Origin of the sequence: uncultured Pluralibacter sp. (assembly GCF_913775985.1) — a bacterium.
Classification (GTDB): domain Bacteria; phylum Pseudomonadota; class Gammaproteobacteria; order Enterobacterales; family Enterobacteriaceae; genus Pluralibacter.
In genome coordinates this window covers 57,092-82,258 of record NZ_CAJYMB010000087.1, presented here as the reverse complement: position 1 = coordinate 82,258, position 25,167 = coordinate 57,092, and the positions used below count along the sequence as shown (strand labels likewise).

General features: G+C 58.0%; 23 protein-coding genes. 5 read left to right on the top strand and 18 right to left on the bottom strand.

What is annotated here, in order from left to right:
- Positions 1–268 precede the first annotated feature (268 nt).
- Genes hemG through pepQ form a run of 4 tightly spaced genes read right to left on the bottom strand, consistent with a single transcriptional unit; the run spans position 269 to position 4,268 of the window.
- Positions 269–820: a menaquinone-dependent protoporphyrinogen IX dehydrogenase gene (hemG, locus tag QZ766_RS09500; RefSeq protein WP_297200708.1), complete on the bottom strand. Its 552-nt coding sequence runs from the start codon at positions 818–820 to the stop codon at positions 269–271.
- Between the two features lie 11 nt (positions 821–831).
- Positions 832–2,283, bottom strand: a complete 1,452-nt coding sequence (gene trkH, locus QZ766_RS09495) for a Trk system potassium transporter TrkH (protein ID WP_297200705.1) — start codon at positions 2,281–2,283, stop codon at positions 832–834.
- Between the two features lie 39 nt (positions 2,284–2,322).
- Positions 2,323–2,937 carry an IMPACT family protein gene (locus QZ766_RS09490; protein WP_297200700.1) on the bottom strand — a complete coding sequence of 205 codons (615 nt, stop codon included), beginning with the start codon at positions 2,935–2,937 and terminating at the stop codon, positions 2,323–2,325.
- Positions 2,937–4,268: a Xaa-Pro dipeptidase gene (pepQ, locus tag QZ766_RS09485; protein ID WP_297200697.1), complete on the bottom strand. Its 1,332-nt coding sequence runs from the start codon at positions 4,266–4,268 to the stop codon at positions 2,937–2,939. Before pepQ ends, QZ766_RS09490 begins: the two co-directional genes overlap by 1 nt.
- Positions 4,269–4,457: 189 nt before the next feature.
- Here pepQ and fadB point away from each other — a divergent pair, with 189 nt between their 5' ends.
- Both fadB and fadA read left to right on the top strand, forming a co-directional pair.
- Positions 4,458–6,647, top strand: a complete 2,190-nt coding sequence (gene fadB, locus QZ766_RS09480) for a fatty acid oxidation complex subunit alpha FadB (RefSeq protein WP_297200694.1) — start codon at positions 4,458–4,460, stop codon at positions 6,645–6,647.
- A 9-nt stretch (positions 6,648–6,656) separates the two neighbouring features.
- Complete coding sequence (gene fadA / locus QZ766_RS09475) at positions 6,657–7,820, top strand: acetyl-CoA C-acyltransferase FadA (protein WP_297200691.1); 1,164 nt, start codon at positions 6,657–6,659, stop codon at positions 7,818–7,820.
- A 158-nt stretch (positions 7,821–7,978) separates the two neighbouring features.
- On the opposite strand, the gene fre is transcribed toward fadA, so the two are convergent.
- On the bottom strand, positions 7,979–8,680 hold the full coding sequence (fre, locus tag QZ766_RS09470) for an NAD(P)H-flavin reductase (protein WP_297200689.1): 702 nt from the start codon (positions 8,678–8,680) through the stop codon (positions 7,979–7,981).
- A gap of 42 nt (positions 8,681–8,722) precedes the next feature.
- Entirely contained in the window at positions 8,723–10,207 is a 1,485-nt protein-coding gene (ubiD, locus tag QZ766_RS09465; protein WP_297200687.1) for a 4-hydroxy-3-polyprenylbenzoate decarboxylase, read from the bottom strand.
- A gap of 168 nt (positions 10,208–10,375) precedes the next feature.
- On the opposite strand from ubiD, the gene rfaH reads away from it, so the two are divergent.
- The gene (gene rfaH, locus QZ766_RS09460) at positions 10,376–10,864 is read left to right on the top strand and encodes a transcription/translation regulatory transformer protein RfaH (protein ID WP_297200683.1); all 489 of its coding nucleotides are present in this window, start codon (positions 10,376–10,378) and stop codon (positions 10,862–10,864) included.
- A gap of 2 nt (positions 10,865–10,866) precedes the next feature.
- On the opposite strand, the gene tatD is transcribed toward rfaH, so the two are convergent.
- The 9 genes from tatD to udp all read right to left on the bottom strand — a co-directional run bounded on the left by tatD (position 10,867) and on the right by udp (position 18,767).
- Complete coding sequence (gene tatD, locus QZ766_RS09455) at positions 10,867–11,649, bottom strand: 3'-5' ssDNA/RNA exonuclease TatD (protein ID WP_297200681.1); 783 nt, start codon at positions 11,647–11,649, stop codon at positions 10,867–10,869.
- Positions 11,650–11,700: 51 nt separating this feature from the next.
- Positions 11,701–12,468, bottom strand: coding sequence for a Sec-independent protein translocase subunit TatC (gene tatC, locus QZ766_RS09450; RefSeq protein ID WP_297200678.1), 768 nt, complete (start codon positions 12,466–12,468; stop codon positions 11,701–11,703).
- A complete protein-coding gene (tatB, locus tag QZ766_RS09445; protein ID WP_297200675.1) occupies positions 12,465–13,013 on the bottom strand; it encodes a Sec-independent protein translocase protein TatB in 549 nt (182 codons plus the stop codon). The genes tatC and tatB overlap by 4 nt, the downstream gene beginning before the upstream one ends.
- A gap of 3 nt (positions 13,014–13,016) precedes the next feature.
- Complete coding sequence (gene tatA, locus QZ766_RS09440; RefSeq protein WP_297200672.1) at positions 13,017–13,277, bottom strand: Sec-independent protein translocase subunit TatA; 261 nt, start codon at positions 13,275–13,277, stop codon at positions 13,017–13,019.
- Positions 13,278–13,353: 76 nt separating this feature from the next.
- On the bottom strand, positions 13,354–14,994 hold the full coding sequence (ubiB, locus tag QZ766_RS09435) for a ubiquinone biosynthesis regulatory protein kinase UbiB (protein ID WP_297200670.1): 1,641 nt from the start codon (positions 14,992–14,994) through the stop codon (positions 13,354–13,356).
- On the bottom strand, positions 14,991–15,596 hold the full coding sequence (locus tag QZ766_RS09430) for an SCP2 domain-containing protein (RefSeq protein WP_297200667.1): 606 nt from the start codon (positions 15,594–15,596) through the stop codon (positions 14,991–14,993). Before QZ766_RS09430 ends, ubiB begins: the two co-directional genes overlap by 4 nt.
- 12 nt (positions 15,597–15,608) lie before the next feature.
- Positions 15,609–16,364, bottom strand: a complete 756-nt coding sequence (gene ubiE / locus QZ766_RS09425; protein ID WP_297200665.1) for a bifunctional demethylmenaquinone methyltransferase/2-methoxy-6-polyprenyl-1,4-benzoquinol methylase UbiE — start codon at positions 16,362–16,364, stop codon at positions 15,609–15,611.
- A 74-nt stretch (positions 16,365–16,438) separates the two neighbouring features.
- A complete protein-coding gene (rmuC, locus tag QZ766_RS09420) occupies positions 16,439–17,869 on the bottom strand; it encodes a DNA recombination protein RmuC (protein ID WP_297200662.1) in 1,431 nt (476 codons plus the stop codon).
- 136 nt (positions 17,870–18,005) lie between these two features.
- Positions 18,006–18,767, bottom strand: a complete 762-nt coding sequence (udp, locus tag QZ766_RS09415; protein ID WP_297200660.1) for a uridine phosphorylase — start codon at positions 18,765–18,767, stop codon at positions 18,006–18,008.
- A 253-nt stretch (positions 18,768–19,020) separates the two neighbouring features.
- On the opposite strand from udp, the gene QZ766_RS09410 reads away from it, so the two are divergent.
- Positions 19,021–19,845, top strand: coding sequence for a dienelactone hydrolase family protein (locus tag QZ766_RS09410; RefSeq protein WP_297200657.1), 825 nt, complete (start codon positions 19,021–19,023; stop codon positions 19,843–19,845).
- 68 nt (positions 19,846–19,913) lie between these two features.
- On the opposite strand, the gene metE is transcribed toward QZ766_RS09410, so the two are convergent.
- Positions 19,914–22,175 carry a 5-methyltetrahydropteroyltriglutamate--homocysteine S-methyltransferase gene (metE, locus tag QZ766_RS09405; protein WP_297200654.1) on the bottom strand — a complete coding sequence of 754 codons (2,262 nt, stop codon included), beginning with the start codon at positions 22,173–22,175 and terminating at the stop codon, positions 19,914–19,916.
- Positions 22,176–22,375: 200 nt separating this feature from the next.
- On the opposite strand from metE, the gene metR reads away from it, so the two are divergent.
- Positions 22,376–23,314, top strand: a complete 939-nt coding sequence (gene metR, locus QZ766_RS09400) for an HTH-type transcriptional regulator MetR (protein ID WP_297200651.1) — start codon at positions 22,376–22,378, stop codon at positions 23,312–23,314.
- Here the strand turns inward: metR and QZ766_RS09395 are convergent.
- Together QZ766_RS09395 and yigL are read right to left on the bottom strand one after the other, a co-directional pair.
- Positions 23,217–24,116, bottom strand: a complete 900-nt coding sequence (locus QZ766_RS09395; protein WP_297200648.1) for a carboxylate/amino acid/amine transporter — start codon at positions 24,114–24,116, stop codon at positions 23,217–23,219. The genes metR and QZ766_RS09395 overlap by 98 nt on opposite strands.
- A 219-nt stretch (positions 24,117–24,335) precedes the next feature.
- Positions 24,336–25,142: a sugar/pyridoxal phosphate phosphatase YigL gene (yigL, locus tag QZ766_RS09390; protein ID WP_297200646.1), complete on the bottom strand. Its 807-nt coding sequence runs from the start codon at positions 25,140–25,142 to the stop codon at positions 24,336–24,338.
- Positions 25,143–25,167: the final 25 nt, after the last annotated feature.

Here is a 25,167-nt window from a genome sequence, read left to right as displayed (position 1 = left end):
AGTGCCCACACAGATTGTCTGATAAATTGTTAAAGAGCAGTGCGACGCGCTTTAGCGCTCTGTCGCGAGGTGGCGTATATTACGCTTTCCTCTTTCAGAGTCAAGCGTTTATTTTCGCTTTTCTCTGTCGGCGTTTCCGGAGAAACCCCCGCTAACCCGGCGGCCTGTAAGCCGTTGTTCCGTGTCAGTGGTGGCGCATTATAGGGAGTTCTCCGGAAGTGACAAGCATAAATTTGAATTATTTTACTGTTCGATTAAATTACCGGCATCACGCCTGTTTTTCCGGCTTTTTGCGCACAAGTTGCGCGATTTCATGGGCAAATTGAGTGACCTGCTTCCAGTCGGTATACACCACTTCTTTACTGATATCCGTTTCACCCCCCGTCATCTTCATTATCAGGCGGATCATCATCCGATCGTACCAGCGATAATGAGGGTAACGCAGAGCACCGGCAAAGACGCCGCTGAGATCCGGCTGCCACGGCGAGCTCAGCAGGAACTTACGGGTGTAATTATTAGTCTGCGGGGTGCATTTCTCTGGCTTGCGCGCAACCAGATTCACTGAATAGAACGCTCCCGGCAGCTGCTTTAAAGCCTGCAGGTGTTTTTTAATAAAGCGGTCCACTGCCGGATGAAAGTGCCCGTAACGAATGGATGCGCCAATAACAACGCCGTCATAGTTCTGCCAGCGGATCTCCTCCGCCCGGTGCAGGTTAACCGCATCGGCATCGAGCCCCAGTTCTTTAAGCTCGCTCGCCATTGCGGCCGCAATTTCTCGCGTCTGCCCATCCCTGGTAGAGAAAAGAATTAATACTTTCACACAGACTCCCGTTATTCGCGCCAGAAGGTGGGGGTAAACAGCACCAGCAGCGTAAAGACCTCAAGACGACCAAACAGCATATTAACAATCAGGATCCATTTTGCGACCGGATTCATGCTGGCAAAGTTATCCGCGACAACCCCCAGTCCCGGACCGAGGTTATTCAGCGTAGCCACAACTGAGGCAAAAGCAGAGAAATCATCGACGCCGGTAGCAATAATCGCCAGCATGCTAATGATGAACACCAGTGCATAGGCGGAGAAGAATCCCCATACCGCTTCCAGAATTCGCTCCGGCAGCGCGCGATTACCCAGTTTAATGCTGTACACCGCATTCGGATGAACCAGACGCTTTAGCTCGCGGTTACCCTGCTTAAACAGCAGCAGGATACGGATAACCTTTAAGCCACCGCCGGTTGAACCCGCGCAGCCGCCGATAAAGGCGGAGAAAAGCAGCAGCACCGGCAGAAACAGCGGCCAGCGTGCAATACTGTCCGTGGTGAAACCCGCTGTCGTTGCCATTGAAACGACCTGGAAGAACGCCTGGTTAAGGGTGGTTAACGCCGAGCTGTAAACATCGTGGAACCACAGCACCAGCGTGCAAATGATAACCAGCGTCAGCTGTACCCCGATGAACATGCGGAATTCCGGATCGCGCCAGTACACCTTCAAACTACGCCCGCTCAGCAGCGAGAAATGCAGACCGTAGTTACAGCCGGAAATCAGCAAGAAAATGGCGATAATCGAATTAATGGTCGGGCTGTTGAAGTAGCCGACGCTGGCATCGTGGGTTGAAAATCCGCCGACAGAGATAGTCGCAAAGCTGTGTCCGATGGCATCAAACGCCGGCATTCCGGCAAACCACAGCGCCAGCGCGCACGCCACCGTCAGCAAAACGTAGATAAGCCACAGCGTTTTCGCCGTTTCGGCAATGCGCGGCCGCATTTTGTTATCTTTAAGCGGGCCCGGCATTTCGGCGCGGTAAAGCTGCATCCCGCCGACGCCGAGTATGGGCAGAATGGCCACCGCCAGCACGATGATCCCCATCCCGCCGAACCACTGCAGCATCTGCCGGTAAAAGAGAATCGCGTGCGGCAGCGAGTCCAGGCCCACCAGCGTGGTTGCCCCGGTGGTTGTCAGGCCAGAAAAGGATTCAAAGAAAGCATCGGTAATAGTGAGATGCGGCTGCTCGGAGAAGATAAACGGCAGCGCCGCCACGCTCCCCAGCACGGTCCAGAACAGGACCACAATCAGGAAGCCCTCCCGGGCCTTCAGCTCGCCTTTCTCCTTACGGTTAGGCCACCACAGCAGGGAACCAATCGCCAGCGCGACAAAAAACGTTTGGGTGAAAGCGCGCCCGGCGCCGTCGCGATAAATAAGGGCCACCAGTCCGGGCACAATCATGGTTCCGGAAAACAGGATCACCAGCAGTCCGACAATGCGGGTTATGGCACGAAAATGCATCTCTGCCGCTTCCTTTGATAAGCAAAAACAAACCGGGGATTATTCGTCAATCCTGCGTAATTGCAATGAACCACGGCTAAAATCGGCCAGCTTTGTGGAAAAATCCGCCAGTGCGGCGCGGGGCAGCGCCACTTTAAGGTCAACCGCGGCCTGATAATCACTGCTAATAATTTTCCCGCCAAACTGGGTGAGAAGACTTTCAAGGCCCGCCAGCTGGCCGTATTCACACTGCACAGTATATTCGGTCAGCGGCGTCTTGCGCTGGGTGGTCAGCGCCGCCAGCGCCTGGTGCACGCCGCCGCCGTAGGCTTTCACCAGCCCGCCGGTGCCCAGCAGCACGCCGCCGTAGTAGCGTACAACGACGGCGGTTATTTCACCGACGCCGCTGCCCATCAGCTGGGCCAGCATCGGTTTACCGGCAGTACCTGCCGGTTCGCCGTCGTCGGAAAAGCCCAGCTGCTGAGAATCGTCAGGGCTGCCGGCAACCCAGGCCACGCAGTGATGGCGTGCATCGGGATGTGCCGCCCTGACGGATGCCACAAACGCTTTCGCCGCCTCGACCCCGTCAGTATGCGCCAACAGGGTAATAAAGCGGCTTTTCTTTATTTCTTCCTCCGCGCTTGCCGGCGCGGCGGGTATGAGCCAGCTCTCCATCAGGCCAGCTTGAGATCCCGGGTCATGTTTTCGATGCCGCTTTCATGAATCACCACGTTATCTTCAATGCGGATACCGCCAAACGGTTTCAGGGCTTCAATTTTCTGCCAGTTGAAGTGCTTGCTGAATTCGCCTTCGCGCCACGGCGCCAGCAGTGACTCAATGAAATAGATCCCCGGCTCGATGGTCAGCACCATGCCCGGCTGCAGCACGCGGGTGCAGCGCAGATAAGGATACTTCGCTGGCGCGGCGAGATGGGTGCCGGTGTCGTCCTGCATAAAACCGGCGACATCGTGCACCTGCAATCCCAGAGGATGTCCCAGCCCGTGCGGCATAAACGGCCCGGTGAGGTTGTTCTCTACCAGCGCCTCTTCGCTCATGTCGGTCAGGATCTCATGCTTGCGCAGCAGCCTGGCAATACGCTGATGGAACTGAATATGGTAATCAACGTAGCTTACGCCTGCTTTCAGCGTATCAATCAGCGCCAGCTGCTCGGTATTGACCGCTTTGACCAGCTGACCGTATTCGCTATCGGCGTTTGCCGCCCATGTCCGGGTCAGGTCTGCAGCGTAACCATTGTATTCGGCACCAGCGTCCAGCAGGAAGCTGCGCATTTCTGCCGGCGCGCTGTGATCCAGCTTAGTGTAGTGCAGCACGGCCGCGTGCTCGTTGAGGGCCACGATGTTGCTGTAAGGCACATCGGTATCGCGGTGTCCCGTAGCCGTCAGGTAAGCAAGATTGATGTCAAACTCGCTCATGCCGGACATAAACGCTTCTTCTGCTGCCCGGTGGCCATTGACTGCCATCTTCTGCGCTTCGCGCATGCAGGCCAGCTCATAGTCTGTTTTATAAGAGCGGTAATAGTGCAGGTAATCGATCACCCCTTTCGGGTTGATGTTGCCGGCGGCAATCTCCAGGCTTCGCGCCCTTTCCGCTACCGGGCCAATGTAGGCGATGTTGCCGCGCCCGGCAGGCAGCTGGCTGCCGATATCATCCGCTTTAGGCAGGGCAATAAGCTCAATCTCTTCGGTCCAGAAGGAGGTCGGCAGCGGCTCGACATTGTGCCAGTAGTCTACCGGCAGATAGAACCACAGCTTCGGCTTGCTGACGCCGTCCACCAGCAGCCAGCAGTTTGGCACCTGCGTGACCGGCACCCAGGCTTTGAACTGCGGGTTAACTTTGAACGGATAGGGATGATCGTCGAGAAAAACGTTAATCAGCTCGCCGGAGTGGATCAGCAGCGCATCCAGCTTAAAGCGTTCAAGGACGCCTTTAGCGCGTTCCTGCAGCGTAGCAACATGATTTTTATAGAGTGCGGCCAGAGATTCCATCTTTTACCCTTCTGTATTTTTTGACCATGAACCCCGCATCTTAGCACATCGTTAAATCGCCGACTTCTTTCCCCGGACGTGATCCAGGCGGCATTTCTTTAAAGAGTAATTTGCATTCCATTAACATAAAATACACACTTCGCTTCATCTGGTACGACCAGATCACTTTGCTGGATTCAGGAGACTGACATGCTCTACAAAGGCGATACCCTGTACCTCGACTGGCTGGAAGACGGCATTGCCGAACTGGTTTTCGATGCCCCCGGTTCAGTTAACAAGCTTGATACCGCAACCGTCGCCAGCCTCGGCGAGGCGCTGGACGTTATTGAAAAAGAAGACGCGCTTAAAGGCCTGCTGCTGCGCTCCGAAAAAGCCGCCTTTATTGTGGGCGCCGATATCACCGAATTTCTCGGGCTGTTCCAGGTTCCCCAGGAGCAGCTGAGCCAGTGGCTCGCATTTGCCAACAGCGTTTTTAATCGCCTCGAAGATCTGCCGGTTCCCACCATCGCCGCCGTGAATGGCTACGCGCTGGGCGGCGGCTGCGAATGCGTGCTGGCCGTAGATTATCGTCTGGCAACGCCGGATCTGCGGATCGGCCTGCCGGAAACTAAATTGGGCATTATGCCGGGATTTGGCGGCTCGGTGCGGATGCCGCGCCTGCTGGGTGCCGACAGCGCGCTGGAGATCATTGCCGCCGGCAAAGACGTTGGCGCCGAGCAGGCGCTGAAAGTCGGCCTGGTTGACGGCGTGGTGAAGCCTGAGAAGCTGCGCGACGGCGCCATCGCCGTGCTGCGCCAGGCCATCGCCGGCGATCTGGACTGGAAAGCAAAACGCCAGCCGAAGCTGGAGCCGCTGAAGCTCAGCAAGATTGAAGCTGCCATGAGCTTTACGATCGCCAAAGGCATGGTGATGCAGACCGCAGGTAAACACTATCCGGCGCCCATCACCGCAGTGAAAACTATTGAGGCGGCAGCTGGCCTGGGCCGGGATGCGGCGCTCGAGCTGGAAAATAAGAGCTTTGTGCCGCTGGCCCGCTCAAAAGAGGCCCGCGCACTGGTCGGCATCTTTCTCAACGATCAGTTTGTGAAGGGCCAGGCGAAGAAGCTCACCAAAAATGTTGAGACGCCGAAGCAGGCTGCGGTACTGGGCGCCGGGATCATGGGCGGCGGCATCGCCTACCAGTCCGCCTGGAAAGGCGTGCCGGTCATCATGAAAGACATCAACGATAAATCCCTGACGCTGGGCATGAACGAAGCCGCCAAGCTGCTTAATAAGCAGCTGGAGCGCGGAAAAATCGACGGACTGAAACTTGCAGGCGTTATCGCTACCATTCAGCCAACCCTGGAGTACAGCGGTTTTGACCGTGTCGATGTGGTTGTCGAAGCGGTCGTTGAAAACCCGAAGGTGAAAAAAGCCGTGCTGGCAGAGACGGAAGATAAAGTGCGTCCAGATACCGTGCTGGCGTCGAATACCTCGACCATTCCCATTGGTGAACTGGCCAGCGTGCTGAAGCGCCCGGAAAACTTCTGCGGTATGCACTTCTTCAACCCGGTGCACAGGATGCCGCTGGTCGAGGTTATTCGCGGGGAGAAAACCAGCGAGCAGACCATCGCCAAAGTGGTCGCCTGGGCCAGCAAAATGGGCAAAACGCCGATCGTGGTTAACGACTGCCCCGGCTTCTTCGTTAACCGCGTACTGTTCCCCTATTTTGCCGGCTTTAGCCAGCTGCTGCGCGACGGCGCAGACTTCCGCAAAGTCGATAAAGTGATGGAAAAAGTCTTCGGCTGGCCGATGGGCCCGGCCTATTTACTGGATGTGGTCGGCATTGATACCGCCCACCACGCCCAGGCGGTGATGGCCGCCGGCTTCCCGCAGCGGATGCAGAAAGATTATCGCGACGCGATTGATGCCCTGTTCGACGCAGGACGTTTCGGACAGAAGAACGGCCTCGGCTTCTGGCGCTATAAAGAAGACAGTAAAGGGAAACCAAAGAAAGAAGAAGATCCGGCAATTGATGCGCTGCTGGCCGAGGTCAGTCAGGCAAAACGCGACTTCAGCGAAGAAGAGATTATCGCCCGCATGATGATCCCGATGGTCAACGAAGTCGCACGCTGCCTGGAAGAGGGCATTATCGCAAGCCCCGCCGAGGCGGATATGGCGCTGGTTTACGGCCTCGGCTTCCCGCCGTTCCACGGCGGTGCCTTCCGCTGGCTGGATACTCTCGGCAGTGCCAGATACCTCGACATGGCGCAGCAGTATCAGCAGCTCGGCCCGCTGTATGAAGTGCCGGCAGGCCTGAGCAGCAAAGCGCGCGCTAACGAAGCATATTATCCCCCGGTTGAACCTGCCCGTCCGGTGGGCGAGCTGAAAACGGCTTAAGGAGTCACAATGGAACAGGTTGTCATTGTCGATGCAGTTCGTACCCCAATGGGCCGTTCAAAAGGCGGCGCCTTTCGCAACGTGCGCGCGGAAGATCTTTCCGCCCACCTGATGCGCAGCCTGCTGTCGCGCAATCCGGCGCTGGAAGCCTCTGCGATTGACGATATTTACTGGGGCTGCGTGCAGCAAACGCTGGAGCAGGGCTTCAACATCGCCCGCAACGCCGCGCTGCTGGCAGAAATCCCGCACTCCGTTCCCGCCAATACAGTCAATCGCCTGTGCGGTTCGTCGATGCAGGCCCTGCACGATGCGGCCCGCATGATCATGACCGGCGATGCGCAGGTTTGCCTGGTCGGCGGCGTAGAGCATATGGGCCACGTGCCGATGAGCCACGGCGTCGATTTTCATCCCGGCCTGAGCCGTAACGTGGCGAAAGCCGCCGGCATGATGGGCCTGACGGCAGAAATGCTCTCCCGCATGCACGGTATCAGCCGCGAGATGCAGGATACATTTGCTGCCCGCTCCCACGCCCGCGCCTGGGCCGCGACCCAGTCTGGCGCGTTTAAGCAGGAAATTATTCCTACCGGCGGTCACGACGCCGACGGCGTGCTGAAGCAGTTTAACTATGACGAAGTGATCCGCCCGGAAACTACCGTTGAAGCGCTCTCCTCTCTGCGCCCGGCCTTCGATCCGGTCAGCGGCACGGTCACAGCAGGTACTTCTTCTGCCCTGTCCGACGGCGCCTCGGCCATGCTGGTGATGAGCGAAAGCCGCGCCCGCGAGCTGGGCCTTACGCCGCGGGCGCGCATTCGCTCGATGGCGGTTGTCGGCTGCGATCCGTCGATTATGGGCTACGGCCCGGTTCCGGCATCAAAGCTGGCATTGAAGAAAGCCGGCCTTGCCGTCAGCGACATCGATCTGTTTGAGATGAACGAAGCCTTCGCCGCGCAGATCCTGCCGTGCATCAAAGATCTGGGCCTGATGGAGCAGATCGACGAGAAGATCAATCTCAACGGCGGCGCCATCGCGCTGGGCCATCCGCTCGGCTGCTCCGGGACGCGCATCAGCACCACGCTGCTGAAACTGATGGAACGTAAGGACGCACAGTTTGGCCTGGCGACCATGTGTATCGGTCTTGGTCAGGGGATTGCGACAGTATTTGAGAGGGTTTGAGGCGTGAAGGCGGGTAATCTGCCGTGTAGAAAAGTATGACCTCAATGCCGCCGTTGCCACACTCCGCGTAGTTAACGCAGTAATGGCCGCGGCGGCAAAGAGAGAGTTTAGTTGCCGTGCTTCCCGCCTGTCAGGGGCGGGTTTTTTATGTCTGTCGTTTAGATAAACGCGAACGCATCGCCAAACAGGCGATCTTCACGAGCCTGACGCTCGTTGCAGAACAGGTCCCGCGCGATTTTTGCCATCTCAAAGCGGCCGGCGATATAGATGTCGTGCTCCGCCAGTGTGCCGTAATCCTGCAGTACTGCGGTCAGCACGGTACCGTTACGGCCCCGCCAGCCCTCTTCCGGCTGCTCAACCACCGGTTCAATACGCAGATTCGGATGGGTTACAGAGAGCGCTTCAAGCTCGGACAGATCGTACAGATGCTTCTCTTCGCGGCCGCCCCAGTAGATAGTAATGTCGCGATTCGGATCCTGCGCCAGCGCGGTCAGCAGAATGGAGCGCACGTAGGAGAAGCCGGTTCCGCCAGCGATAAGCACTATCGGGCGGGAAGAATCTTCACGCAGCCACGCTTCACCGTGTGGCATATCCACTTCGATCTCCTGCTCCTTCAGAATGCGGTCCATGACAGCCATCGCATACAGGTTCAGCTCAGAGGCACCGATATGCAGCTCAATAAACTTCTGCTCATCCGGCGTAGACGCCATAGAAAACGGGCGCTTGTCCCGCTCATCCATTACCACCATCAGGTACTGGCCCGCGCGGAAGGAAAACGGCGCTTTAGGCTCTAAACGAACGCGATATACCGTATCGGTGATAGCATCTACCGAGGTGACTTTACAGCTTAAGGTTGTCATGCGCTCCCTCTATTGGGTCTAAAAGGCAAACACGGCAGCGCGTCAGGCGCTTTTACCGTCGCTAAAGATGGCCAGCTCATCCCAGATAGCGTCGATTCTCGCCGTTACCTCAGGATCTTTTTTAATGGGTCGACCCCACTCGCGCTGAGTTTCGCCCGGCCATTTATTGGTAGCATCAAGCCCCATTTTCGAACCCAGGCCGGAAACCGGCGAAGCGAAATCCAGATAATCAATTGGCGTATTCTCCACCAGTACCGTATCACGAGCCGGGTCCATCCTGGTAGTGATCGCCCAGATAACGTCATTCCAGTCGCGGGCGTTGACGTCATCGTCGCAGACGATAACGAACTTGGTATACATAAACTGGCGCAGGAAAGACCATACGCCCATCATCACGCGCTTGGCGTGCCCGGCGTACTGTTTCTTCATCGTCACCACCGCCAGCCGGTACGAGCAGCCTTCCGGCGGCAGGTAGAAATCGACAATTTCCGGGAACTGCTTTTGCAGAATCGGTACAAACACTTCGTTGAGCGCAACGCCCAGCACCGCCGGCTCGTCCGGTGGACGACCGGTGTAGGTTGAGTGATAGATTGCATCTTCGCGGCGGGTAATGTGGGTGACGGTGAACACCGGGAAGTTATCCACTTCATTATAGTAGCCGGTATGGTCGCCGTAAGGGCCTTCCGGCGCCATTTCGCCGGGCTCAATATAGCCTTCGAGCACGATTTCTGCGCTGGCGGGCACTTCGAGATCGTTAGAAATGCATTTGACCACCTCGGTTTTAGTGCCGCGCAGCAGTCCGGCAAACGCGTATTCCGACAGCGTATCCGGCACCGGCGTAACGGCGCCCAGGATAGTCGCCGGATCGGCCCCCAGCGCAACCGAAACCGGAAAACGCTCGCCGGGATGCGCGGCGCACCACTCCTGAAAATCAAGCGCGCCGCCGCGGTGCGACAGCCAGCGCATAATCAGCTTGTTCTTGCCGATCAGCTGCTGGCGATAGATCCCGAGGTTCTGCCGCTCTTTGTGCGGCCCGCGGGTTACCGTTAAGCCCCAGGTGATCAGCGGCGCGGCATCTTCCGGCCAGCAGGTCATAATTGGGATGCGAGTCAGATCGACGCTGTCGCCAGAGGTAACCACCTGCTGGCAGGGCGCGCTGCGCTGCCGCTTAGTGGGCATATTCAGCACCTGCTTAAACTGCGGCAGCTTGTCGAACAGATCGCGAAAACCTTTCGGCGGCTCCGGCTCTTTCAGAAACGCCAGCAGTTTTCCCACTTCACGCAGGGCGCTGACGTCCTCCTGGCCCATACCCAGCGCCACGCGTTTGGGCGTTCCAAACAAGTTGCACAGCACCGGCATATCGTAGCCTTTGGGATTCTCAAAAAGCAGGGCCGGACCGCCCGCCCGCAGGGTACGGTCGGCAATCTCGGTAATTTCAAGATGGGGATCGATGGGAAGGGTAATGCGTTTAAGCTCGCCCCGCTGCTCCAGCTGCGTCAGGAAATCGCGTAGATCTTGGTATTTCATTGGGTCAGTCATGGCCTCTGTGTAAGCGTTTCATTATACGGTTTTCAACAGGCAGATGCTGTAATTTTGTTAAATTCGCGTAAACCAAAAGCAGTAGTTCGCATAATCCTTTTCGCTATCGTTCCGCGTTTTGCTATGATCCTCCGGGATTCACAGAAAAGAGCGACTATGCAAGCCTGGTACTTACTTTACTGCAAACGCGGGCAACTCCAGCGGGCCCAGGAACATCTTGAACGCCAGGAGGTTAATTGCCTGGCGCCCACGATCGCCCTGGAAAAAATTGTGCGCGGAAAGCGTACTACCGTCAGCGAGCCGCTTTTCCCTAACTATATGTTCGTCGAATTCGACCCGGAAGTGATACACACTACCACCATTAGCGCCACCCGCGGCGTCAGCAGCTTTGTGCGCTTTGGCGGACTGCCGGCTACGGTGCCCTCAAAGGTGATTCACCAGCTCTCAATTTACAAGCCCGACGACGTAACCGACCCGGAAACGCCCTACTCTGGCGATAGCGTAGTGATAACCGATGGCGCCTTTGAAGGCCTCAAAGCCATCTTCAGCGAGCCGGACGGCGAAGCCCGCTCTATGCTGCTGCTTAACCTGCTCAACAAGCAGGTCCTGCAGAGCGTTAAAAATACCGACTTCCGCAAAGTTTGACGCTAGAAATCGATGCCAAACAGCCGTTTGGCATTCTCATCCGTTATCTGTTCCAGTTCATCGCTCACTTCCCCCCGCCAGTAGGCAATCCGCTCAAGGATATGCGGCAGATGCGCCGGCACGTTACGGCGCGACGCTGGCTTAGGTGAAAGATCTCGCGGCAGAAGATAAGGCGCATCGGTTTCAATCAGCAGCCGTTCTGCCGGGATCAGCGGCAGCAGCTCGCGCAGCCCCAGCCCGCGGCGTTCGTCGCACACCCAGCCGGTGATGCCAATATACAGCCCGCGCGCCAGGCAGGCTTCAAGCTCAGCGCGCGTGCCGGTAAAACAGTGCACCACCGCGCCGGGCAGCTTATCGAGCCACGGTGAGAGCAGCGCCATAAAGCGTTCGTGAGCGTCCCGGCAGTGCAAAAAAACAGGTTTGTTAAGCGAGGCAGCCAGCGCCAGCTGAGCGCTGAAGGCTGACTCCTGCTCGGCAGGCGTGGAGAAATTACGATTAAAGTCGAGACCGCACTCGCCGACGGCGACCACCTGCGGCCGCGCGGCCATCTCGCGAATAGCCTGCTCAACTTCCGGCGTCCAGCTGCTGCTGTCGTGGGGATGCACGCCCGCGGTTGACCAGCAGTTCTTATAGCGCAGCGCCAGCCCGCAGGCCTCCTCGCTTTCATGGCGATTGGTGCCGGTGATAAGCATCCCGCTCAGCCCGGCGGCGAAAGCCTCAGAAACAACCTCATCGCGGTCGCGGGCAAACTGCGCGCTGGTCAGGTTAACGCCAATATCAAACATGCTTTCTCCCATACAACAACCGCCCTTTCGGGCGGTTGTTAACTTAGCTAATCAGTGCTCTTCGGTCTCTTCCGCCGCGGCGTCTTCGTCGCGGGATAAGCGCTTACCGCTGTAAAAGCGGGCGAAGAAGATCCCCACCTCAAACAGGCAGTACATCGGGATTGCCAGCAGCGTCTGCGAGAACACATCCGGCGGGGTCAGCAGCATACCGACCACAAAAGCCCCGACCAGCACGTAGGGACGCTTCTTGCGCAGATCTTCCGGCGTGGTTACACCAACCCAGCACAGCAGCACAATAGCCACCGGCACCTCGAAGCAGACGCCAAACGCCATAAACAGGCCCATGACGAAATCGAGGTAGCTGCGGATATCGGTTGATACCTGCACCCCAATCGGTGCGGTGTGGGTCAGGAAACCAAACGCCAGCGGGAAAACCACAAAGTAGGCGAAGGCCATGCCGATGTAAAATAGCAGCGTGCTGGAAAACAGTAGCGGCACCACCAGCCGGCGTTCGTGCTTGTACAGCGCGGGCGCAACAAAGGCCCAGACCTGATACAGAATCACCGGGGCGGACAGAATCACCGACACCATAAAGGTCAGTTTGATCGGGGTGAAAAACGGCGACGCAACATCGGTCGCAATCATCGTGGCCCCGGTCGGCATCTTGTTGATCAGCGGTGCAGCCACCAGCTGATAAATATCATTGGCGAAGTAGACCAGCGCCAAAAAAATGAGAAAGACCGCGATAATGCAGTTGATGAGGCGCTTGCGCAGCTCTATCAGGTGCGAGATCAGCGGTTGAGTATCTTCTACGCTCATGACCGTGGAGTATCGCTGGTTGCAGGTGATGATTCAGAAACCGGCGCCGCAGCGGCTGGCTTCACGTTTTCCGGCGCTTTAACCGGTGACTCGGGCGCATCGTGTTCCGCCGCAGAGGCTGGTGCCTGGGGTTCGGCGCTGGCCTGGTTCTCTGCAGAAACGGGCGTCACGCCTTCCCGGGCGGCTTCACTGCCTTTCACCACCGGATTATGAATGGTGTTCGCCTCGTCGCTCGCATGCTCGGTATCTGACTGTACATATGAACGCTTCATCGACTCTGCGGCTTCCCGCAGTTCATCCATCGACTCTTTCAGCTCCGGCGTCAGATTGTTCAGGCTCGCCTTCTCAACTTTTTTCAGGCTGTCCTGAAACTCCTGCAGCTTCAGTTCCTGAGCCAGCTCGTTCTGCACCGTGGTCGCCATCGAGCGGATCGCGCGGATCCACCCCACAACGGTTTTGACAGCTACTGGCAGGCGTTTGGGACCGAGGACCACCAGCCCAATGATGAATACCAGCAGCAGTTCACTGAAACCAATATCAAACACAAGTTATACCTGCTCTTTGTCGTGGCGCTTCGCCTCATCTTTGCCGGCCTCGGCCTGCTTTTCAGAGAGCGATTTCTGTGTAAAGTCTGCATCCTCTACCGAGGATTCTTTTTTACTCTTGTCGTCGTCGTCGCCCATCGCTTTTTTGAAGCCTTTAATTGAGGCGCCAAGATCGGAACCCAGCGAGCCCAGTTTTTTAGTACCGAAAACCAGTACAACGAGGAGCACAACAATCAACAACTGCCAAATACTGATACCACCCATACATATTCCTCTGTGTTAGATGATAGTTAAATTCAGGAGTGCGCAACGACGCGCACCAGTAATAACGCATTTAAAATCAGCGACCTTTCCGCCATCCTGGCAGCCAGACGATGACACCTGCAACCATAAGCCACGCCGGGTCATATCCCCAGTCTGGCCTGTTAATCAGCAGCAGCGTCCCGCTCAGCATCAGCACCGCGCCTACGCCAAATAAGTAGCGAGATTGCGCCTGCCGGACATGGTGAGTTTCTAATTCGCGGGCGATTTTATCAATACTGCTCTGCAGGCTTTTGCCCTGGCGCAAACTGTTGTAAATCAGCTCCGGGATCTCGGGCATTTTTTCAACCCAGAACGGCCCTTTCTCTTTTACCGCTCGCACCAGCGCCGGAAACCCAACCTGATCTTTGATCCACGACTCCAGAAAAGGCTTTGCCGTTTTCCACAGATCTAATTGAGGATAGAGCTGACGGCCGACACCTTCCACGTAAAGCAGCGTTTTCTGCAGCAGCACCAGCTGCGGCTGCACTTCCATATTAAAGCGCCGGGCGGTATTAAACAGGTTTAACAGCACGTGGCCAAAAGAGATCTCCGCCAGCGGCTTTTCAAAAATGGGCTCGCATACCGTGCGGATCGCAAACTCAAACTCTTCCACATTGGTGTCAGACGGCACCCAGCCGGAATCCACGTGCAGCTCGGCCACTTTGCGGTAATCGCGATTAAAGAAGGCGATAAAGTTCTCGGCCAGATAGCGCTTATCTTCTTTGTTCAGCGAACCGACGATACCGCAGTCGATGCCAATATACTTAGGATTTTCAGGATGTTCACGGCTGACAAAGATATTACCGGGGTGCATATCGGCGTGAAAGAAACTGTCGCGAAACACCTGAGTGAAGAACACCTGCACGCCGCGCTCGGCCAGCAGCTTCATGTTGGTGTTTTGCGCCTCCAGCGCCGGCACGTCAGAGACCGGGATACCGTAAATGCGCTCCATTACCAGCATATTCTGGCTGCAGTAGTCCGAGTACACCTCCGGGACATACAGCATCGGGCTGTCTTCAAAGTTGCGCCGCAGCTGGATACCGTTGGCGGCTTCACGCAGCAGGTTCAGCTCATCCAGCAGGGTTTTCTCATACTCGCGGACAACCTCGCGCGGGCGCAGGCGGCGGCCGTCCGGCAGCAGCCTTGGCACCCAGCGCGCGAGGCGGTAGATAAGTTTCATATCCGCTTTGATGATCGGAAGAATGTCCGGACGGATAACTTTAATGACGATCTCTTTACCGTTCTCTTTAAGCCTGGCGGTATGCACCTGCGCAATGGAGGCAGAGGCCAGCGGGTTGATATCGAAATCATCAAACCAGGTCTCTACCGGGATGTTACCCATCGCCTGCTCGATCTGCTTTTTCGCCAGCCTGCCATCAAAGGGGGCCACCCGGTCCTGCAGCATCGCCAGCTGATCGGCAATGAGCGGAGGGAACAGGTCGCGCCGGGTAGAGAGCATTTGCCCAAACTTGATCCATACCGGGCCCAGCTCCTGCAGCGCCAGCCGCAGGCGTTCGCCTAAGGGCTGGTCTTTATGCCGGTTAGGCATCCAGAAGAGCATGCGCCGCCAGATGCGCAGCGGCAGCGTAATGCGCATTTTGGGGATCAGCTCATCCAGCCCGTAGCTTAAAAAGGTGTGGACGATAAAGTAGAGGCGCCGAATTTCTCCTGGCGTCATTTGCCCTCCAGTTTTTCCAGACGTCGGGCTAATGCATCGACATCGCGGGCGGTGGCCGCAGCCTCTTCGGCAAACCAGGCCACTTCGAGGGAACCCGGCGCCACGCGCCACTCTTCGGTGAGCGCATCGGCAACGTAGCGCTGCTGGCGCTGAAAACCGCGAATCAGCAGGCTTGCACCACCGCGCAGAGTTTTACTGATCCCTTCGGCGACGATATCGCCTGTGTAGGGCGCGAGCAGCTCGGCGGGATCCAGTTCGGCAATATCAACCAGCGCCACCAGATTCTGAACCACCTGCAGATCGCCCTGCACTTCGAGATCGCCACTGCGGATCAGCGCGGTAAGCTGCTGGCGGTTGCGCAGCTGGGGAAGTACACCCGCGCGGGTAATCACCGTGCAGTCGGCGTCGCCTTCCCACGCGCCCAGCACGTCAATCTGCTGTTCGCTAAAGGAGAGCACCAGCGGTGAGGAAAACTCTTTTAGCTCAACGCGCAGCACTTTACCCAACAGGCGCTGGCGGGCGGACTTCAGCGCGTCGTTGCGCCACAGGAAGGTATTAAGCACCCGCTCAATGCCGGCTGACAGAAGAGGTTGAAAAGGCATGACGTACTCCTGTCAGAACTTGTAGCCGCGGTGCAGGGCCACAATGCCGGCCGTCAGATTGTAGTAATCGACATTGTCGAAGCCCGCTTCCTGCATCATGCCCTTCAGCACGTCCTGGGTCGGATGCATGCGAATGGACTCTGCCAGATAGCGATAGCTTTCTGCATCCTGCGCCACCAGCTCGCCGATGCGCGGCAGTACATGGAACGAATAAGCATCGTAGGCTTTGCTCAGCGGCTCGATAATCGGTTTGGAAAACTCCAGCACCAGCAGGCGTCCGCCGGGCTTCAGTACGCGATACATAGAGCGCAGGGCTTTATCTTTGTCGGTCACGTTACGCAGGCCGAACGAGATGGTGATGCAGTCAAAGGTATTGTCCGGGAACGGCAGCGCTTCGGCATTCGCCTGCACGTACTCAACGTTACCCACTATGCCGATATTGCGCAGCTTTTCGCGGCCCATCTTCAGCATTGAGTCGTTGATATCCGCCAGCACAACCTGCCCGGTTTCGCCAACAAGGCGCGAAAACTTCGCCGTCAGGTCGCCGGTGCCTCCCGCCAAATCCAGCACCTTCTGACCGCGACGTACGCCGCTACAGTCGATGGTGAAACGCTTCCATAAACGATGGATGCCGAACGACATCAGGTCGTTCATCACGTCATATTTTGCGGCGACAGAATGGAATACATGCGCCACCATGTCGGCCTTCTGCGACTTGGCTACCGTCTGAAAACCAAAATCCGTTGTTTCCTGTGAATCTGCAGTCATCTCATGCCCGCCTGTGAAAAATTGTTCCCCGAATGTTCCCCGAGTGTAACAGACCGCTGGCGTTTCCCCTATGCTCAAGCATGCTGTGAATCGCGCCGCGCGTCCGTTACGTCATGTCCGCCGCCATCAGCGTCAGACGCTTTATTGCCGATAACATCCACCTCGTCTGAGGTGGCCTGCTCAACGAGATCCGGATTAATCTCGCGCTTAACCTCAACGCCGAGCTCGCGAAACGATTCGGCCTGGGCCAGCAGATTTCCCCGCCCGGAGGCCAGCTTTTTCATCGCCTGGCGATAGTTATCCTGTGCTTTATCCAGACCGCTGCCAACGGCGCTCATATCATCAACGAAGAGACGCATTTTGTCATACAGGCGGCTCGCTCGATCGGCTATCTGCTGGGCATTGCGGCTTTGATGTTCGTAGCGCCAGAGATTGGAAATGGTGCGCAGGGCCACCAGCAACGTGGTGGGACTCACCAGCATAATATTGTTTTTCAGCGCTTCGGTAATCAGCTCGGGCTGCCGGTCGATAGCCAGCAAAAATGCCGGTTCGACGGGAATAAACATCAGTACGTAGTCCAGCGAGCGCAGGCCGGGAAGCTGCTGATAATCCTTGCGCCCCAGCAGGCGAATATGGTTACGCACTGAAGCAATGTGCTCCTGCAGGGCACTTTCACGCACGTACTCTTCGTCGGCGTTAAAGTATCGCTCGTAGGCCACCAGCGTCATTTTGGCGTCAATCACCACGTCTTTACCCTGCGGCAACCGCACAATAACGTCCGGCTGCATGCGCGAGCGCGCGTCGGTTTCAATGCTAACCTGGGTTTGGTATTCATAGCCTTCCCGCAGGCCAGAGGCTTCCAGCACGCGGGTCAGCACAACTTCGCCCCAGTTACCCTGGGTTTTGTTATCGCCTTTCAGAGCTTTCGTCAGGTTAACGGCTTCCTGCGCCATCTGGGCATTAAGCTGCTGCAGGTTGCGGATTTCGTGGGCCAGGGTATGCCGCTCCCGCGCCTCCTGGCCGAAGCTGTCCTGCACCTGGCGGCGAAAGCCGTCCAGCTGCTCGCGCAGCGGCGTCAGCAGGCCGTGCAGGCTCTGACGATTCTGCTCGTCAACCCGGCGGTTACTGTGTTCAAAGATGCGGTTAGCGAGGTTTTCGAACTGTTCGGTGAGGCGCTGCTCGCTGTTGACCATCTGGCGGATTTTGTCTTCCGCGTGCAGCTGGGTGGATTCAAGCCGCGTGGTGACTTCGCGCAGATCGGCTTCCAGAGAGGTGTTGATATCCCGCAGGCTGCGCAGCTCGTTGTTGAGCAGCTCGCACTCGTCGCGCCAGTGCCCGTTCTGCGCCAGCTGCTGCTCGGCGGTGTTAAGGGCTATCTCAAGCTCGTGACGCTCTTCGGTAAAGTCAGCCCGCAGCTTATCCGCGTGGGATTTTGTTGCCAGCCAGCCAAACGCCGCGCCGATAACCAGCGCAGCCGCCGCGTATACGATCGCTGAAATATCCATCCCACCTCCTGCGTCAACGTCCTACCGGCACAGGATAGAGTTTGCTGTATAAATGTCCAGCCTGAAAGCAATTATTCCGAAGCGCAGCGCAAAAAAAGAGGCCGGATGCACCGGCCCCACTCTCTTTTTGCGGCCACTACAGCAGGCGGCGCGCCGCCTCGACCACAATGCTCACCGCGTGGCCTTCCGTCTGCTTCATGGTTTCAGCGTTCGGGATCTCCTGCTGGGTGCGGTTGACGATAACGCCCGCCACCATACCGGCACGCAGCCCCTGGCTGGCGCACATGGTCAGCAGCGTCGCCGACTCCATTTCGTAGTTCATCACGCCCATCGCCTGCCACTCCGCCATTGAGCCTTTAAACTGGCGCACTACGCGCCCGGAGAACGTGTCGTAGCGCTCCTGTCCCGGATAGAAGGTGTCAGAAGAGGCGGTCACGCCGATATGGGTGGTGGCGCCCGCGGCTTTCGCGGCTTCCACCAGCGCGGTGGTGCAGGCAAAATCCGCAACCGCCGGAAACTCCATCGGGGCAAAGTGCAGGCTGGCGCCGTCAAGACGCACGGACGCCGTGGTCACCAACACGTCGCCAACATTAATATTCGGCTGAATCGCTCCGGTGGTGCCAACCCGCAGGAAGGTGCGAATACCCAGCTGCGCCAGCTCTTCGACGGCGATGGAGGTTGACGGGCCGCCGATGCCTGTAGAGCAGACGATCACGGCCTTACCATCCAGTTCGGCGCGCCATGAAGTAAATTCCCGGTGGGAGGCGAGCTTAACGGGGTTATCCATTAGCGCCGCAATTTTCTCCACGCGCTGCGGATCGCCGGGGACGATTGCCAGGGTTGCGCCATGTAAATCGTTTTTGGTCAGGCCGAGATGAAAAACGTCAGACGTAGGCATACACATTCCTTTCTGGGTCAAATTATCAGCAGAGGTAAAAGGCCACTTTACCGGACATGGATGCGCCGTTTAGTGACAAGCATCACTTCGATGGAAAATGATTGCATTCATTATCAGTAATAAGGTGATACACATCACATCAGAAGGCAACGCTTGCCCCATTGCTTATAAAATAGCCTTTTTCTGCCTCTCCGCAGGCCCGGCCTGGGGTCTATATTTACCTTTGCGCTAAATAACGGGTACGGAGAACACCATGACTGAGAAGAAAGACGGATTTGCCCCTGCAGCCGCACCCCACGCGTCTACCGCAGTTCACACCGCGGAAGCCGACATTGTTGCAGGCGAGACATCAATTCCCACGCGGGGTGAAAGCATGCCCGCCTGGCAGGCCCGCCCGAAAAATGCCGAAGGTCCACTTCCGGTGGTCATCGTGATCCAGGAGATCTTCGGCGTACACGAACACATCCGCGATCTCTGCCGCCGGCTGGCAAATGAGGGCTATCTGGCGGTAGCGCCTGAACTGTACTTCCGCCAGGGCGATCCTAACGACTACGCTGACATTCCTTCGCTGATTGAGGGGCTGGTGGCTAAGGTGCCCGATTCCCAGGTGCTGGCCGATCTGGATCACGTGGCCAGCTGGGCCGCACGCAACGGCGGCGACGCAAGCCGCCTGCTGGTAACTGGATTCTGCTGGGGAGGCCGCATCGCCTGGCTGTACGCGGCACATAATCCGCAGCTTAAGGCGGCAGTGGCGTGGTACGGCAGGCTGACGGGCGATAAAACCCTGAACTCGCCGCGCCATCCGGTGGATATCGCGGTTGACCTTACTGCGCCGGTGCTGGGGCTGTATGGCGCAAAGGATGACGGGATACCGCTGGAGAGCGTAGAGACGATGCGCCACGCGCTGCGGGCGGCAAACGCCGCGGCGGAAATCGTGGTCTATCCGGAGGCCGGACACGCATTCAATGCCGACTACCGGGCCAGCTATCACGAAGCTTCAGCTCAGGACGGCTGGCAGCGGATGCTGGCGTGGTTCCAGCAGTACGCAGGTAAAAAGAGCGATAAAAAAGCGCCGTAACGGCGCTTGTCTGAACCGTGCGCCCGGCCATCTGCCGGGCGTTTTTGCCACCACCGCCCGCGGGTATATCAGGCGTTACGCAGATTCTGCGCGGCCTGCACCATATTCGCCAGCGCGGCGCGGGTTTCTGGCCAGCCGCGGGTTTTAAGCCCGCAGTCCGGATTGACCCACAGCCGCTCTGCCGGGATCCGGCTGGCCGCTTTACGTAGCAGGTCCTCAATCCACGCCACCGTCGGCACGTTCGGTGAGTGAATGTCGTACACGCCGGGCCCGATTTCATTCGGATAGTCAAAGGATTCAAAGGACGCCAGCAGTTCCATGTCAGAACGCGACGTCTCAATGGTAATCACGTCGGCATCCAGCGCGGCGATGGAGTCCATAATGTCGTTGAATTCGCAGTAGCACATGTGGGTGTGAATTTGGGTATCGTCCCGCGCCACCCCGGCGGTGATGCGAAATACCTCCACGCCCCAGGCCAGATAAGCGTCCCGATCGCGCTCCCTCAGCGGCAGCCCTTCGCGCAGCGCCGGCTCGTCAATCTGAATAATACCGATACCGGCAGCCTCCAGGTCGGCCACCTCGTCCCGCAGGGCCAGCGCAATCTGTCTGGCAATGGTTTCGCGCGACACGTCCTCGCGAGGGAACGACCAGCAAAGAATAGTGACCGGGCCGGTCAGCATCCCTTTTACCGGCTTATCAGTGAGGGACTGGGCGTATTTTGCCCACTCGACGGTAATCGGATGCGGGCGGCTGATATCGCCAATCACCACCGGCGGCTTCACGCAGCGGGAGCCGTAGCTCTGCACCCAGCCGTTCTGGGTAAACGCAAAGCCGTCCAGCCGCTCGCCGAAATACTCCACCATGTCGTTACGCTCCGCTTCACCGTGCACCAGCACGTCGAGCCCCAGCCGCTCCTGCTCCTGAATGGCCTGCCGGATATGCTCGGCAATCCCGGTGCGGTAGCTGCCGGCATCGAGCTGGCCCTTTTTAAACTCCAGGCGCAGGCCGCGAATTTCGCTGGTCTGCGGGAAGGAGCCGATAGTGGTGGTCGGCCACGCGGGGAGATGAAAGCGCGCGCGCTGGCGTTCGGCCCGCGCCTGATAGCCGCTCTGGCGCTGGCTGTCCGCGGGCGTAATGCCCGCCAGTCGTTTTTCCACCGCCGGATTGTGTACCCGCGCGGAGTGTTGGCGCGCTTTTATTGGGGCGCTCCATGCCTCAATTGCCGCGGTTTCGCCGCTGTTCAGCGCGTCGCGCAGCAGTGCCAGCTCTTCGCATTTTTGCAGGGCGAAAGCGAACCAGCTCTTTACCTCCGGGTCGAGACGGGTTTCAACACTCAGGTCGATGGGGCTGTGCAGCAGGGAGCAGGATGACGCTATCCACAGCGGACGCCTGCCGACAATCTCTTTGACTGCGGCATATTTTCCCGTCAGATCGGCGCGCCAGACGTTGCGGCCGTTAATCAGTCCCGCCGACAGCAGCCAGTCCGCGGGCAGTCGGCGGTGCAGCTCGGCAACGTCATCACCGCCGTGCACCAGATCCACGTGCAGTCCCTGCACCGGAAGCGCGATAATACTCTCCAGATTCGGCGTCACCCCTTCGAAGTAGGTGGTCAGCAGCAGCTTAACCGGCCCCTGCAGCGCCTCGTAAGCCGGTTTAAAAGCGGCCAGCCACTCCGGCGGCAGGTCCAGCACCAGCGCGGGTTCATCAATTTGCACCCATTCAATGCCGCGCTTCGCCAGCGCGTCCAGCACCTGCCTGTAAACGGGCAGAATAGCGTCGAGCAGACTCAGTCTGTCGAATGCGTCGCCCTTCACCTTGCCCAGCCACAGGTAGGTCAGCGGGCCGAGCAGCACCGGCTTCACCGCGTGCCCCAGCGCCAGCGCCTCATCCACCTCGTCGAGCAACTGAGTCCAGCTCAGGGTAAATGTCTGGCCCCGGATAAATTCCGGCACCATGTAGTGATAGTTAGTATTAAACCACTTGGTCATTTCCGCCGCCGCCGCGGGCTCGCCGCTGGGGGCCCGGCCGCGCCCGATGCGGAACAGCGTATCAATATCTATCGTCCCGTCGCCGTTTTGATGGCGCGCGGGCACGTTGCCGAGCATCAGGCTGGTGGTCAGCACGTGATCGTACCAGGCAAAATCCCCCACCGGCAGCAGATCGATCCCCGCCTGCTTTTGCGCCGCCCAGTGGCGCGCGCGCAGCGCCTGGCCAACAGCCAGCAGCTCTTCACGCGAAGCCTTTCCGGCCCAGTAGCTTTCCTGCGCTTTTTTCAGCTCGCGGCGCAGGCCGACCCGGGGGAATCCGAGAGTGTGATTGATGATTGTCATGATTAACCCTTCCTGTTGATTTGCATTTTGCAGGTTTCGGGCAGCAGCAGGGCAGCGCGGGGAAAACAGTGCGTTGTCGGCTGGCCTGAGCGTGCGGCACGAAAAACACTTTTAGACGTCCAGATGTTTACACATCCATAATTGGCGGTTAGTGTATATTCCTCAAGCGCAATTTATTCATGCCGGAATGAAGGACTTTCATGATCGAGATTAAACACCTGAAAACGCTGCAGGCGCTGCACAGCAGCGGCTCTCTGGCAGCGGCGGCGGCCGTTCTGCACCAGACGCAGTCCGCCCTGTCGCACCAGTTCAGCGATCTGGAACAGCGTCTTGGCTTTCGGCTGTTTGTGCGCAAGAGCCAGCCGCTGCGCTTTACGCCGCAGGGCGAGATCCTGCTGCAGCTGGCAAACCAGGTTTTACCGCAGATCAGCAGCGCGCTGCAGGCCTGCAACGAACCGCAGCAGGCCACGCTGCGTATCGCCATTGAGTGCCACAGCTGTATTCAGTGGCTGACCCCGGCGCTGGAGAATTTCCGCAGTCAGTGGCCGCAGGTTGAAATGGATTTTAAATCCGGCGTGACCTTCGATCCGCAGCCGGCCCTGCAGCAGGGCGAACTGGATATCGTACTGACTTCCGATATTCTGCCGCGCAGCGGCCTGCACTATTCACCAATGTTTGATTATGAAGTGCGCCTGGTGCTGGCCCCAGATCATCCGCTGGCAATAAAAACGCGCATTTTGCCGGAAGATCTGGCCGGTGAAACCCAGCTTATCTATCCGGTTCAACGCCAGCGGCTCGATATCTGGCGCCATTTCCTGCAGCCTGCGGGGGTAAGTCCGGCGTTTAAAAGCGTCGATAACACCTTGCTGCTGATCCAGATGGTGGCCGCGCGGATGGGCATTGCGGCGCTGCCGCACTGGGTAGTCGAAAACGTGGAGCGCCAGGGTCTGGTGGTCACCAAAACCCTGGGAGAAGGTCTGTGGAGCCGGCTGTACGCCGCCGTGCGCGACGGCGATCAGCGCCAGCCGGTCATTGAAGCCTTTACTCGCTCAGCGCGGAATCACGCCTGCGATCATTTGCCTTTTGTACGGAATGCGGAGCAACCCAGCGGCGGTGCACCCACAGCGAGGCCAGAATAATCAGCGCGCCAAGGATAAAGCTCGGCCAGTGCGGCGGCTGGTGCCAGATGGCGAAATTCACCAGCAAACCTGCCGGCACGTGCATATTGTTCATGATCCCCAGCGTACCGGCATCCACCTGGGTGGCGCCGTAGTTCCACATGAAGTAGCCCAGCCCCGAGGCCGCCACGCCGAGGAAGACCAGAATGCTCCACTGCAGCGTCGTTTCCGGCAGTTTGTGGGCATTACCCAGCGCGGCGTAACCGACAATCGCCACCAGCAACGCGCCAATATAAAACCACGCAAACGCATTGTGCTGGGGCATCGGCCTCGTCTCCATCAGCCGCTTGTAGCCGACCATGCCAATGGCGAAGCTGATATTCGAGAGTTGCACCAGTATTAGCCCGGTCCAGAAATGATCGGTAACCTGGTCATAGCGAATAATGCCCGCACCAACCACCGCCAGCAGCGCGCTGAAAGCGTAGCCCCAGCGCAGGCGACGCCGGCTCATCAGGTCATAAATCAGGGTGATATATAGCGGCGTTAGCACAGTAAACAACAGCAGTTCGGACACCGTCAGGTAGAGATAGGCGCGGAAGCTGAGCATGTACATCACCCCGAGCTGCATCGCCCCCACCAGCATATACAGACAGACGGTTTTAAAACTGTGCCCGCGAGTGCGCAAAAACGGCAGAAACACCAGCGCGGCAAGGCCCACCCGCGCCAGCACGGCGAAGTAGCTGTCGACGTGGCCGGCAAGGTATTCGCCAAACAGGCTAAAAGAGAAGGCCCATAAAACGGTGGTGACGATCAGCAGCGGCATAGGAAGCGTTCCAGGAGTTAGCAGGTCGCCATTGTAGCGGAGACAGCGGTTGACAACTGAGCATATTCCAGGCAAATGAGTACGGCAGTTTAAGCGAAGGATGCCCTGCGGCGGGTGGGCTCCCGGCGAGACATCGCTGCCGCCGATTATTGCGCCAGCGTGTAAGTCTCTTCAAAAAAGAGTATGGCGAGGCCCTGGCGGGCAGGGCCTTTGTTTGCGCTATGCCTGATTCAAATAGAGGCGGCGCAGGTAGTGCGGCACGGCGTCATCGGCATTAGAACCAATCACTTCCAGCTCGGGATGCTGGTCCTTCAGCCGCTGGTGGGCGCCCTGCATGATGCAGCCTTTCCCGGCCATGGAGAGCATTTCTGCGTCATTCATGCCGTCGCCGAACGCGATGCAGTCTTTCAGTTCATAGCCCATCATTTTGGCAACCGCCTCAAGCGCGTGGCCTTTCGATACGCCGCCGGCCATAACTTCGAGGCAGGTCAGCGTCGAAAAGCTGACGTTAACCCGATCGCCCCAGCGGGCGTTGATCGCCTGCTCCAGCGGCAGCAGCGCGTCGTGCGTCTCGGCGATAAAAAATACCTTACTGATCCCTTCCGGTTCCAGCAGGCCCGGCTCGTACAGCGCGTAGTTAAATACTGCCTCTTTGAAAAAGCACATCTCTTCCGGGCGGTGGCGGTTCATAAACCAGTCGTCGTTGCGGTAAACGTTGGTCACAATCGCCGGATTATCGTGCACCACGCCGAACAGGTCGGCGGCAATATCGCTGTCGATATTATGGGTAAACACCAGGTTACCGTCGAGATCGTGCACCCGCGCACCGTTGGAGGTGATCATATACGCCTGGATGCCCAGGCCGTCGCGGATCTGCCCGACGTCAATGTGATGCCGGCCGGTGGCGAAAACAAAATTAACGCCTTTGCCGGTCAGCAGCTTTAACGTCTCTTTGGCGTAGGGGGAAAGCGTGTGGTCGGGACTGAGGAGCGTGCCGTCGAGATCGGACGCAACAACCTGGTACATAGTTCAACCTTTCAGTAAAAGCGGC